The following is a 12498-nucleotide window of genomic DNA, read 5'->3' as shown; positions in this document are numbered from 1 at the left end:
TAAATTCCAGAATGTAAATAAGGCATTAGGTCCAGAAATGAAATCTACGGGAGAAAGCATTTTGTTTATAGATGATTTAAAAGATGATCAGTTTTACGAATTGTATTCTAGGCGAAAAATGTATTTGAGTAAATAGCTAAAATCTGTGAAAGAAATTTAATATAAAATTCATAACTAGTTTTTTAAACTATCTAAGATATATTAACATCATTTTTAATGTATCTTAGATAGTTAATTCAAGGTTATTTATTATAAATAATAGCTATAAAAATCATTCTATTTCTTCAATTTCTTCAATTTCTTCGGATATTTCAGTTTTTAAGATTCTTTTTAAAAACAATAAACCTATTATTCCAGACGTAAATGAAGCAATAATTATAAATAGTTTAGAATTGTTTATAATCATAGCATCATCAAAAGCAAGTAATGTTATAAAAATAGACATTGTAAAACCTATTCCACCTAATATTCCTGCGCCAGATATATGTTTCCAAGATAGATCAAAAGGTAATTTTGCTAGTTTAAGTTTTACAAAAATATATGAAAACAAAATGATTCCTAATGGTTTTCCAAGTATTAGTCCTAACGCAATTCCTACTGAGTAGGTTTCAAATAAACTATTACTTAAATTAATTATAATTGCTGTGTTTGCAAGGGCAAAAATTGGTAAAATTATAAATGATACTGGTTTGTGAAGCCAATTCTGTAATTTATATGATATTGAGGTTTCTTCTCCTTTTTGAAATGGTATTACAAATGCTAATACGACACCTGTAATTGTAGCATGTATACCTGAATTCATCATAAAATACCACATAAATATACCACCAATTAAGTATATCCAAAGATTGTAAACTTTCATTCTGTTAAATAAAAATAATAAACCCCAAATAGCAATAGCTAAAAATAAATAATTTAGTTGCACTGATTCTGAATAAAATAAAGCAATAATAATAATTGCGCCTAAATCATCTATAACAGCAAGCGCAGTTAAAAATATTTTGAGGGAAATTGGAACCTTATTTCCTAATAAAGATAAAATTCCTATTGCGAAAGCAATGTCAGTTGCCATAGGAATTCCTATCCCATTTTTGAAATTAGTATTATGATTAAAAATGAAATAAATAAGAGCAGGAAATAACATACCACCTATTGCTCCTGCTATGGGAAGCATTGCGTTTTTTATTTTAGATAATTCACCTATGTATAATTCTCTCTCAAGTTCTAAACCTATCATTAAGAAAAAAATGGTCATTAACCCATCATTGATGATGTGTTCTATTGAATAATTTCCAATTGACCCATGCCACATTTTTATGTAACCTTTTTGGAAATAGGAATTTGCTAAAAGCATAGAAAAGATTGTACAAATTAGCAATATAATTCCTCCAGTTTTTTCGCTTTCAAAAAAGGATTTAAAAAGTTTAGTAGACTTCATTTAGAAATGTTAAATTAAATTTCTATAAATTTACAACAATATCATTATTGTATATGAAAGTATTTAAAAAAGGAAGAAAAAATCTCAAAATAGACAACCAAACTGGTTTTGGAACTAATGCAGCAAATTATGGTGGACGCTTTTTAGACAAAGATGGTTCTGCTAATATTGAAAAAAGAGGCTTGCCATTTTTTGATCAGATTAGTTGGTTTCACACACTTTTGCGATTGCCAGCATGGAAATTTCAAATCATAATTTTTTTGATTTTTATTTTGGTTAATTTTATTTTTGCATCTATCTATTATTTTATTGGAATAGAACATCTAAATGGTATTGTTGCTCGTTCTGAAATTGAAAAATTTGCTCAGGCTTATTTTTTTAGCGCACAAACATTTACCACAGTTGGATATGGTCATATAAGTCCGCAAGGATTTTTAACAAGTGCAGTTGCGGCTACAGAAGCACTTGTTGGGCTATTAGGATTTGCGCTAGCCACAGGTTTATTATACGGACGGTTCAGTAAACCCAAAGCACATTTGAAATTTTCTGAAAATGCTATAATTGCTCCTTTTCAAGAAGGAAAAGCATTAATGATTCGTGTTGCTTCCTATAAAAATACAAATTTAACCGATGCTGAAGCAAAGTTAACACTTGCTATGAGGGTCGAAGAAAATGGTGTAACCGTAAATAGATTTTTTCCTTTAGATTTAGAATATAGTACCATAAATTCTTTAACATTAAGTTGGACATTGGTTCACTACATCACAGAAGAAAGTCCGTTATACGAATTTTCTAAAGAAGATTTTGTAAATGAAAAAGGAGAAGTTTTAGTATTTCTAAAAGCTTTCGACGAAATGTTTAGCAACACAGTAGCTATTAGAACATCTTATGTTTTTAAAGAAATTGTGTATGGTGCGAAATTTCTACAAATGTTCGAACATAGTAACGACAAAACAAAAACCGTCATTCATATAGATAAACTGAATTTATTTGAAGAAATTGAGATGTAATTCTAAAGTAATTTGTAATCTAAATTAATTTCTACTTTTTTTGATACTTTACTACTTATAAGAAAAGGTAAATCGATATTAAAATCATCTGTATTTAAAGTAAAAGTCGAAACTATATTGGTTATATTTTCATTTTTAGAAATCTTTGCGACAACTGAAATGTTTTTAGATTTGCCATGCAATTCAATGGTGCCTTTTATAGTAAATTCCTGTTTCTGAGTTGTTAGTTTTAATATATCGAAATTTTCAATTTTCCCTTTAAAAATAGCTTTCGGATATTTGTCGCTCTCAATGTAGTTTTCATTAAAATGTTCTTGCATTAAAGATGATTTAAATTTAAAACTTTTTATCATAGCCACGCTAGCAATTTCTCCAGTTTTTGTATTTAAAACACAAGCAGAAAGTTTATTGGTTGCTTTTACTTCCTCAAAAGAAGGCACTGAAGCTTCAAAAGTAATTTGACCAGCTTTAGTTATAATTTTATCTTGAGCAATTGCAAAATGACTAATCAAGATAAGGACGAATGTGGAAAATATTTTTTTCATACGCAGATAATATTTTTTCTTATTGGAATATGGTATATTTATGAGGGAATATTTATCTACGTTCGTGATTTAAGAACCATAAATATTTCATTAGTTTACAAACCCATCAGTTTGCCATTTTATAATTTTATCTATTGTTGCTTGTGGAAGTCTTGTTCCTCCATTTGGCATCATTCCAACGGCTCCTTGAGTTCTAGAAATTCTATCAATTAAACCTCTATTTAGTATTGCGTTTTTTACATCATCATAAGTTGTAAGTTGCATTGGCGCACCATTAGTGGGAGGAGAAGTATGACAGCTCAAACAATTACTGTTTATAATTGAGGCGATATCGGTGCTATATTTTATTGTTAATGAATCATTTGTTGGTATTGTAATATCGGATGTACTATCGTTGGTACAAGAGGATAATATTGCTAAGAAGGCTATTATAAAAAAATGTTTTATATTCATTTAATTGAAAAATTAAGTTAAATAATCTTGTTATTTAGTGTTAAAATTTATATAAAAATAAACAATTTTTCCAATTAATATTGTTAAATTCGTTATAAATTATCTCATAAAATGAAATTTTCTTTAAGAATTACTTTGTTATGTCTTGTTTTATTTGCTTTTTCGGCAAACGTGTTTTCGCAAAATGATGTTTTTAATTTAGCTCGTTCAGGAACTGTTGAAAATTTAAAAATATTAGTAAATAAAGACCCAGAGATAATAAATACAAAAAACGAAAATGGTTTCACACCTTTAATACTAGCTTGTTATAAAGGAAATGTGGAGGTAGCAAAATTCTTAATGGAAAAGAGTAAAACTATTAATACATCCAGTGACATGGGCACGCCTCTCATGGCTTCTGTAGTAAAAGGAAACAATGTAATTACAGAATTATTATTACAAAAAGGAGCAAATCCAGATTTAACAGATAATAAAGGTACTACTGCATTAATGTATGCAGCTCAATTTCAAAACATTGATGCGATTAAATTACTATTAAAATATAAAGCAGACATAGAACACAAAGACAAAGAGGGGAAAACTGCCTTTGAGTTTGCTGTATTTACTAACAATGAAGAAATTATTAATATTTTAAAAACAAACTAACATGAAAAAAAAATTACTATTAACTTTAGCACTAACAATTGGATTTACTTCAATTTCAATAGCACAATTTACAACAGGAGTTGTTAATTTAACTGGGACAAGAACATTACAAATAGATACAAATGCTACAACAGCTACTATGACCATAACAGGTTCAAGTACTGCATGGTTAGGAATTGGCTTTGGAGGAAGTTCAATGTCAACTGTAACTGATATGTTTATCTGGAATTCAACTACAAATAGAGATTATACTCCATCAGGTTTTCAATCAGCTCCTTCGGCTGATGCATCACAAAGTTGGACAATTGTGAGTGATAATGTTTCAGGAGTTACCAGAACTGTTGTTGCTACTAGACCTTTAGTGTCTTCTGGGGATTTCACTTTTCTAAATGATGCTTCAAACATAAATATAATTTACAATCAAGGTACTTCTACGGCTTTAGCTTATCATGGTGGTGCAAGTGAACGTGGTCCTGTAACTCTAACTAGAACCGCTTTAGGTGTTGAAGATTTTTCTCTAAATGCAACTCAAATTTATCCAAATCCCTCAAACGGAGATTTCATGATAAAAACTAAAACAGGATTAGATAAAATAAATGTGTATTCGCAAGTTGGTGCTTTTGTAAAAACAATTAATGTAAATAATTTAGATGCTGCCGAAATTAATATTAAAGGTTTGTCATCAGGTGTTTATTTGCTGGAATTACTAAATGCGAATGACAAATCTTGGAAAAAAATTATTGTAAATTAAGAAAGATTTTTATGAAATACCTACTTTTATTAATACTACTTAGTTTTTCACAAATAACTTTTGCACAAGACGATTTACTTTCACAAATAGACTCGACAGAAACGAATCAGAAAGTAACATCAGCTTTTAAAGCAATGAAAATTGTAAATCTAGAATCTACTAAACTGCTTGGTAAAAAAGAGTTATATCTTGTTATTGCCCATCGTTTTGCTTCTGTAAAGGAAGGAATAGAAGGTTTTTTCGGGTTAGATAACGCTGTTACTCAAATTAAGTTTGTTTATGGTCTTTCAGACAAAGTTTCTTTATCTGCAGGAAGAAGTGAACAAGCGTATGATTTTTCGGCAAAGTATTTATTAAAATCTCAGATTCAAGATGGTTTTCCATTTACAATTGTTGGTTTTAATAGTTTAGGTTTTAATAATTTGCTCAAGCAATCAGTTTATCCCAAAATGAAATTTAATGACAGAATAGTTTATGTAAATCAGTTATTAGTTTCAAGAAAATTTTCCGATAAGTTATCGTTAGAATTAGCGCCAACTTATTTTCATGAAAATTTTGTTGAAAATGATTTTCAGAACAACAGCCAGTTTGCATTAGGTTTTGGTGGAAGATATAAATTATCAAAACGAGTTTCATTAAATATCGATTATGCTGCTCATCTAAATAGAACATCAACTTCTATATACAACAATCCGCTTTCAGTTGGTGTTGATATTGAAACAGGCGGACACGTTTTTCAAATGCATTTTACCAATTCCCAAGGAATACATGAAGCTGGATTCTTAGGAAATACGACTGGAGATTGGGGTAAAGGAGATGTTTTCTTTGGGTTTAATTTAGCACGAGTTTTTTAAGAAATAATAACCTGAACATTATATTTGGTTAGGTTTGATATTGCTTGGTCAGATTTAAAGTCAAAAATTTCTTCATGTTCTTGTTTTTCTTTTCTAACGGCAATCATTTTTATACAATTATAAAAACGACGAACTTCGTCAAGATTTGATAAAATGAGTCCAGGAACTAATGTGTTTTTTCCTTCGGTATCTTTAGAAACCATCGTAAAATAGCTAGAATTACAGTGTTTGATAACACCAGTTCTAATATTTTCTGCTTCTACACGAATACCAATAATCATAGAGCTTTTACCTACATAATTTACACTAGCTTTCATAGTTACGAGTTCGCCAACTTCTATGGGATTTAGAAAATCGACCGTATCTACCGAAGCAGTTACGCAATAATTCCCTGAGAATTTTGAAGCACAAGCAAAAGCAATTTGATCTAACAAAGACAAAATATAACCACCGTGTATTTTGCCCGAAAAATTAGTATGAGAAGGCAACATCAATTCAGAAATAGTAACTTTTGATGCTTTTACGGTTTTAAAAACAGTATTCATTTATTTCAATTTGAACGGTGAAACATCTTTTTTTACATTGGTAATAAAATATTTTGTATCGCCCCACCAAGGAAACGTTTTGTAACGTTCTACATAAGTTACTTTTACATATTGTCCTTCCATATCTTTTAGATTTGAAATTACTTCCTTATCGCTGTCCATTATTGAGAAAGAAAAGATTTGTGCACCTGAAATTCCTTGACTAATTTCTCCTTCCCAAGTTTTGAAAACCATTCCTTTGTGGCTAAATTTGATTAACTCACCAGAACGAACTCCTTCACTATAAGTTGCGTAGTATAAAAAAGTAAAGTAACCAGTAATTCCTAAAATGATAGTTGTAATAAATATAAAAATGATTTTTCGTAACATAATATTTTAATTTAAAAGATTGTTTTCGTTTGTTTCAGCTCTATTTATAATGTTTTCGGGTAAAGATTTTTTTGCTTTTGCCCCCATTTTCTTTAATTTTTCGACACTGGTAATCAGGTTTCCTTTTCCTTCTACAAGCTTATTCATAGCGCCAGAATATTCTACTTTACTTTCGTCAATTTTCTTTCCAATTTTTATCAAATCAGCAACAAAACCTTCAAACTTATCATATAAAGCACCCGCTTGACGTGCAATTTCTAGTGCGTTTTCTTGTTGTTTTTGGTTTGCCCACATACTGTCAATAGTACGCAATGTAGCTAATAATGTAGATGGTGTAACAATCACAATATTTTTCTCGAAAGCTTTATTATATAAAGTAGTATCCTCGTTTAGTGCCAATGCAAACGCAGGTTCCATCGGGATAAATAAAAGTACAAAATCTGGACTTTCAATCTGATATAAATCATGATAATTTTTATCGCCTAGTTGTTCTACATGGCGTTTTATGGCAAGAACATGATCTTTTAAGTGTTGTGCTTTTAACTCTTCGTTATCCTCATTTATATACCGTTCGTAAGCAGTTAAAGTCACTTTAGAATCGACAATCATTTTCTTACCATCAGGCAAATTAATCACAACATCTGGAAAAACGCGATTGCCTTCGGCAGTTGTAAAGCTTTGTTGCACTTCATATTCGCGACCTTTTTCTAATCCTGATTTTTCTAGTACACGTTCTAAGACTAATTCGCCCCAATTTCCTTGCATTTTGCTGTCGCCTTTTAGCGCTTTTGTAAGATTTAGTGTTTCTTTACTCATTTGAGCATTCATCTCGCTTAACCCTAATATTTGTTGGCGTAAAGCAGCATGGTAATCGATACTTTCTTTGTGTGTGTCTTCTACTTTTTTCTCAAAATGAAGAATTTTGTCTTGTAGTGGAGACAGAATATTTTTCATATTCTCCTTGTTTTGCTCGGTAAATTTGTTTGTTTTTTCTTCTAGAATTTTATTAGCAAGATTCTCAAATTCTTTAGTAAATTTTTCTTGCAATTGTTCGACTTCTTGTTTCTGGTCTTTGTTTTTTTCTAAAAGTGAATCAAAATCGGCTTCTTTTTTTGCAAGTTGAATATTTGCAACTTCTTTCTCATTACGAATTTGTTCTTTTTCGGTATTAATTTGAAGTAAATTTTTCTCGAAAGAAACCTTCTCCGCTAGAGACTGTTCTTTTAATGCATTTAACTTTTCTTCTAAAATATTTTTTTCAGATTGAGATTTTGCCGAAAAAATAATTTTACCAATAAAGATTCCAATAGCAAATGCAACAATAAAAATGGATAAGAAAATAAACAAATCGGTCATAAAAATACTTTTTGTAAGTTTGTAAAATTAAACAAAAGTTTTCGAGTATTAGTTTCAATATTTAACATAATTTCAAATAGATGGAAAAGCAATCTCAAAATTTTAACGTTATTTTTTTAGCTGTAATTTCTTTATCCAGCTGGTTAGCTGTTTTATTGCAATTGTATTTGATAATTGTAAATCGTGTTGCTTCTATTTTGGAAACAATTGTCCGTTTTTTTAGCTTTTTTACAATACAATCTAATATTTTGGTAGCAGTTTGCTTTACCGTACTTTGGTTTAAGCCAAAAAATAAATTAGAATTATTTTTTTTAGATAATAAAAGCTTAACAGCAATTACAATGTATATCACAATTGTTGGGATAGTTTACAATTTGATTTTAAGGTTTTTATGGGTGCCAACAGGAATGCAAAGAATTACTGATGAGATTTTGCATCTAATTGTTCCCGTTTTAGTTTTGATATATTGGTTTCAATTTGTTTCTAAAAAATCTTTAGAATATAAGAATGTTTTTCCTTGGCTACTGTTTCCTTTTTTATATTTAGTATATACTTTGGTTCGTGGATATTTTTTTAATTTTTATCCATATCCATTTTTAGATATAAATATTTTAGGATATACTTCAGTTTTTGTAAATTCATTTTATATGTTAATAGCTTTTTTTATAGTTGGCTTTTTATTAATATTTAGCAGTAAATTACTAAATAATAGAAACTTGGATAATAATTAATATGCACCGACATTTTATCATTCACAAACCTTACGGATATTTATCTCAGTTTAAATACGAACTAAAACGGAAGAAAAAATTACTAGGAGAATTATATGATTTTCCTGAAGGAATTATGGCTATTGGTCGATTAGATGAAGATTCAGAAGGATTACTTTTATTAACAACCGATGGAAAAATGAGTGAAATAGTTCGTAGTAAAAAAGTCGAAAAAGAATATTATGTTCAAGTTGACGGTATTATTACGGAGGAAGCCATTCAGAAAATGCAAAATGGAGTCGAAATAGGTTTTGAAGGGATAAAATACATGACCAAACCTTGCAAAGCATTTATGGTAAATGAAATTCCTAACTTTGGCGAAAGAGGAAAGAAAATTCGTGACGAACGTCACGGACCAACTTCTTGGGCTTCAGTTGTTGTAACCGAGGGCAAATTTCGTCAAGTACGAAAAATGACTGCTGCAGTAGGATTTCCTACATTACGACTGGTAAGAATTCGTATAGGAAATGTGCATTTAAATAATTTACAAGCAAGAGAAGTACTTGAAGTAGAGCGTTTTCAAATAACCGAATAAACAAATCATCAAATCAACATTAGGATATGTTAAACATTGTTTTAGTAGAACCAGAAATTCCAAATAACACGGGGAATATTGGTCGCTTGTGTGTGGGAACAGGAAATCGTTTGCATTTAATTCATCCGTTTGGATTTGAAATTAATGATAAAAACTTGAAGCGTTCTGGTCTAGATTATTGGGTACATTTAGATTGGAATCAATATCAAAATACGCAAGAATGGATAGACCAGATCACAGATAAATCAAGGGTTTTTCTGATGTCTTCTCACGCCGAAAAATCTTATTATGAAGCCGAATTTCAAGAAGGAGATTGGTTGGTTTTTGGCAAAGAAAGCGTGGGATTAAATGCTGAAATTTTGAATTTATTTCAAAATCACTTAACTATTCCTATGTCCGATAAGATTAGAAGCTATAACATTGCTAACTCTGTTGCATTCGTAGTAGGCGAGGCGAGAAGACAGATTAATTTTAGATAGTTATTATTTTCCGAAAATCTCATCAAAAAAATCTAACATCGCACGCCAAGAACGTTTGTCTGCTTTTTCGTTATAAGCAACACCAGTACTTTTGTTGTTTCCAGCATCTTTGTGGGTAAAAGCATGTACAGCATCAGCATAATAAACCATTTGCCAATCGGCTTTTGCGGTGCGCATTTCGTCTTGAAAAGCTTTAATTTCTGCATCTGATTCGAAAAAATCATCAGCACCATGAAGTACTAAAACTTTCGGGTTTATTGGTTCGATTACTCTTGAAGCATCTCTGCCTAAACCACCATGAAAAGAAACGACACCATTCACTTTAAAATTAGATCTAGCCACTTCCAATGCTCCAGTTCCACCAAAACAGTATCCAATAACTGCAATTTTATCAGGATTTGCACCAGCTTTTATCAATTGATCTAAAGCCAACTGAATTCTTTTGTGATATTCTAAATAATTGGTTTTAAAATAACCAGCCAGTTGACCTGCTTCTTTTGTATTTGTTGGTCTTTTGTCAACCCCATAAATGTCCGCAACAAAAGTAATATATCCTAGTTTTGCTAGCTCGGTAGCATTCGTTTTTGCATTGGTTTCAATTCCCATCCAAGCTGGTAAAACTAAAACTCCAGCTTTATTTTTTAAAGATTTTTTAGGTTGTGCTAATTGTCCTTCTAATTTTTGATCTCCATCAGTATAAGAGACCGGTTTTAATTGTGCTTGAGAAGTAATAGCTGTCACTAAGAGTAAAGTAAGAAATAAGTTTTTCATCTTGTAAGTATTTAAATTTAGTCAAAATTACAAATATTTTATATTCAACAGATGTGAAATAAATCCTAATTATTTAATATTAGAATTGTCATGATTTGAATTAAAATAGGAAAAGCATTCGTTATTAACAAATGCTTTTCCTTTTAAAAATAGACTTAATAACTAACTATTATTTTTCATTTTAAGGATTAATTACAATATCTGTAAAACTACCATGAACCTCATTTATTGTAGGACTTCCGTTGCCAGAATTAATATCAAAAGTTCCAGATAATTTGTTGTCTGAATTACGGGTTATTGTTACATTCCCCGTAAATCCAGTCCAAGTAATTGAAGTGCCAGGCTTAAAATAGGTAAATTTATTTGTTGCATTGATTGTGTATACTCCAACTACTAAATATGCTAAATTTATTTCAATAACTGTTGTTCCAGTATTTACACCAAAAATACTATTAGTAGAAGCATTTGCATATGGTGTTGTTACAGTCGACATACTTGCTGCGCCTCCTTCGGCATATAAAAGCTCCGGTAATCCTGGTGGAGGAGGCGGACTTGCAACATCATCATTGTCATTACAGGATATTAGACTTGTTGTTACTAGAAATAATGCAAAAATTGATTTTAGGATTGTTGTTTTCATAATAATTTTTTTTAAAGTTTATTTTTTAAAATTAGTTTTTGTAATGAGTTTGTTTTTATAAATAATATTCAGTTCATAATCTCCTTTTTCCAAATGATTTACATTAATATAAATTTTTTTTGAAGGGAATTGTTCTATTTTTGATTCGTATGTTAGCTTTTTTTGGGGCATTATAAAGCAGTTTTTAGTTTATAACATTAAATTCAACTCTGCGGTTTTGTTTTCTTGTTTCTTCTGATTTATTGTCAATTATTGGTTCTGTTGCGCCTTTGCCTTGTGTTGTAATTCTACTTTTATCAATACCAAAATTTTTATTTAAATAGGTTTTAACACTTTCTGCACGTTGTTCGGATAATTTTTGATTATCGGATTCGCTTCCTATATTATCTGTATGACCAGTAATAGAGATTTTTACCGCTGAATTTTCTTGAAGTGCATTTCCTAATTCTTTTAAAACATTTGTACTAGAGGCTTTTATGGTTGCTTTATTTGTGTCAAATAATATTTCGGATGTAGTAAAAGTACCAGTTTCGATAAGTTTATGTCTTGTATCAGCGCCAGCTTCGGCTAGTTTTAAGTTAGAGATAAAAAATTTATCGGTTGTATTTTTATAAGTTCCAATAAAAAAGATAATCTGGTTGTAATTTGATTCTTGAAAAGCTGTTGGCAAATCCCAATATTTTTTTCCATCAACATACATTCTGAATCGGTTTTTTTGACGCCAAATTTGAACTCTTACAGAATTATTGTTTTTATTAAAATTTGATAGTATGACTTTATTTTTAATAATCTCTTTCTTTTCAGAAATTACATAAACACTACTACTTCCTGTTGTCCCTATCGATGTGCTTGCAGGATGAACATTAAATATAACAGCTTCTTTTCTTTTAAAAACTGTATTCCAAACATTATCTATTTTTGTTATTTTTTCTGTAATAACAACATTTAAGGGTGTTGAATAAAAATTAAAATTATCGGTTGTAGTTACATCAAATTCAAAAGTAAAATTTTCAGGTAATTTTGAAATATTTAATGATGTAAAACTTCCTTTGTCAGAAAGTTGAAGCCATTTGGTGTTATTTCCTTCCATGGTAACAATCTCTCCACTACTGTTCGTAAACCAATTTACAGGAAAGTCACCGACTACATCTGATTTGAAATTTTCTTCAAAAATGATTTTGTTGCCTGATACAAAATCTGATTCATTTTTTGAAACTTTGTTTTTAGGACTAGTTTCGTTAGTCGAATTTGTGTTGTTATTTGAAGTTTTCTTTTTATTATTCAAAACATCATTCATGCCAGCATCTGTAGTTTTTGTTGCTTTTTGTTCTACATTT

At 29.9% G+C, this 12498-nt stretch carries 16 protein-coding genes; 7 read left to right on the top strand and 9 right to left on the bottom strand.

What is annotated here, in order from left to right; genetic code table 11:
* Positions 1-271 precede the first annotated feature (271 nt).
* Positions 272-1438: a Na+/H+ antiporter NhaA gene (gene nhaA, locus ABI549_RS07320; RefSeq protein ID WP_348075808.1), complete on the bottom strand. Its 1167-nt coding sequence runs from the start codon at positions 1436-1438 to the stop codon at positions 272-274.
* Between the two features lie 53 nt (positions 1439-1491).
* Between nhaA and ABI549_RS07315 the strand changes: the two genes are divergently transcribed.
* Positions 1492-2448, top strand: coding sequence for an ion channel (locus ABI549_RS07315; protein WP_348075807.1), 957 nt, complete (start codon positions 1492-1494; stop codon positions 2446-2448).
* A 2-nt stretch (positions 2449-2450) separates the two neighbouring features.
* Here ABI549_RS07315 and ABI549_RS07310 read toward each other — a convergent pair whose 3' ends face one another.
* Complete coding sequence (locus tag ABI549_RS07310; protein WP_348075806.1) at positions 2451-2993, bottom strand: YceI family protein; 543 nt, start codon at positions 2991-2993, stop codon at positions 2451-2453.
* 90 nt (positions 2994-3083) lie between these two features.
* Positions 3084-3446, bottom strand: coding sequence for a cytochrome c (locus tag ABI549_RS07305; protein WP_348075805.1), 363 nt, complete (start codon positions 3444-3446; stop codon positions 3084-3086).
* A gap of 111 nt (positions 3447-3557) precedes the next feature.
* Here ABI549_RS07305 and ABI549_RS07300 point away from each other — a divergent pair, with 111 nt between their 5' ends.
* The 3 genes from ABI549_RS07300 to ABI549_RS07290 are packed head-to-tail and all read left to right on the top strand — an operon-like array spanning position 3558 to position 5696.
* Positions 3558-4091 (top strand): ankyrin repeat domain-containing protein, encoded by a 534-nt coding sequence (locus ABI549_RS07300; RefSeq protein WP_348075804.1) that lies wholly within the window; start codon positions 3558-3560, stop codon positions 4089-4091.
* A 1-nt stretch (position 4092) separates the two neighbouring features.
* On the top strand, positions 4093-4842 hold the full coding sequence (locus ABI549_RS07295) for a T9SS type A sorting domain-containing protein (RefSeq protein ID WP_348075803.1): 750 nt from the start codon (positions 4093-4095) through the stop codon (positions 4840-4842).
* Positions 4843-4853: 11 nt separating this feature from the next.
* A complete protein-coding gene (locus ABI549_RS07290; protein WP_348075802.1) occupies positions 4854-5696 on the top strand; it encodes a DUF5777 family beta-barrel protein in 843 nt (280 codons plus the stop codon).
* Here the strand turns inward: ABI549_RS07290 and ABI549_RS07285 are convergent.
* The 3 genes from ABI549_RS07285 to rmuC are packed head-to-tail and all read right to left on the bottom strand — an operon-like array spanning position 5693 to position 7966.
* Positions 5693-6241, bottom strand: a complete 549-nt coding sequence (locus ABI549_RS07285) for an acyl-CoA thioesterase (protein ID WP_348075801.1) — start codon at positions 6239-6241, stop codon at positions 5693-5695. The genes ABI549_RS07290 and ABI549_RS07285 overlap by 4 nt on opposite strands.
* On the bottom strand, positions 6242-6610 hold the full coding sequence (locus tag ABI549_RS07280; protein ID WP_348075800.1) for a 6-phosphogluconate dehydrogenase: 369 nt from the start codon (positions 6608-6610) through the stop codon (positions 6242-6244).
* A gap of 6 nt (positions 6611-6616) precedes the next feature.
* Positions 6617-7966, bottom strand: a complete 1350-nt coding sequence (gene rmuC / locus ABI549_RS07275) for a DNA recombination protein RmuC (RefSeq protein ID WP_348075799.1) — start codon at positions 7964-7966, stop codon at positions 6617-6619.
* An 80-nt stretch (positions 7967-8046) separates the two neighbouring features.
* Here rmuC and ABI549_RS07270 point away from each other — a divergent pair, with 80 nt between their 5' ends.
* From ABI549_RS07270 to ABI549_RS07260, 3 genes are read left to right on the top strand one after another with little or no spacing between them, the layout of a single operon-like run.
* On the top strand, positions 8047-8697 hold the full coding sequence (locus ABI549_RS07270) for a Pr6Pr family membrane protein (protein ID WP_348075798.1): 651 nt from the start codon (positions 8047-8049) through the stop codon (positions 8695-8697).
* Position 8698: 1 nt separating this feature from the next.
* Positions 8699-9271 (top strand): pseudouridine synthase, encoded by a 573-nt coding sequence (locus ABI549_RS07265; RefSeq protein WP_348075797.1) that lies wholly within the window; start codon positions 8699-8701, stop codon positions 9269-9271.
* A gap of 26 nt (positions 9272-9297) precedes the next feature.
* A complete protein-coding gene (locus ABI549_RS07260; protein ID WP_348075796.1) occupies positions 9298-9750 on the top strand; it encodes a tRNA (cytidine(34)-2'-O)-methyltransferase in 453 nt (150 codons plus the stop codon).
* A 3-nt stretch (positions 9751-9753) separates the two neighbouring features.
* Here the strand turns inward: ABI549_RS07260 and ABI549_RS07255 are convergent, their stop codons facing one another.
* From ABI549_RS07255 to ABI549_RS07245, 3 genes are all read right to left on the bottom strand, one after another.
* A complete protein-coding gene (locus ABI549_RS07255; RefSeq protein ID WP_348075795.1) occupies positions 9754-10521 on the bottom strand; it encodes a dienelactone hydrolase family protein in 768 nt (255 codons plus the stop codon).
* Positions 10522-10702: 181 nt separating this feature from the next.
* Complete coding sequence (locus ABI549_RS07250) at positions 10703-11161, bottom strand: hypothetical protein (RefSeq protein ID WP_348075794.1); 459 nt, start codon at positions 11159-11161, stop codon at positions 10703-10705.
* A 184-nt stretch (positions 11162-11345) separates the two neighbouring features.
* A partial coding sequence (locus ABI549_RS07245; RefSeq protein ID WP_348075793.1) for an OmpA family protein occupies positions 11346-12498 on the bottom strand: 1153 nt, incomplete at its 5' end.

Origin of the sequence: Flavobacterium sp. (assembly GCF_039932285.1) — a bacterium.
Lineage (GTDB): Bacteria > Bacteroidota > Bacteroidia > Flavobacteriales > Flavobacteriaceae > Flavobacterium.
This window is presented reverse-complemented; position numbering and strand designations above follow the sequence as displayed.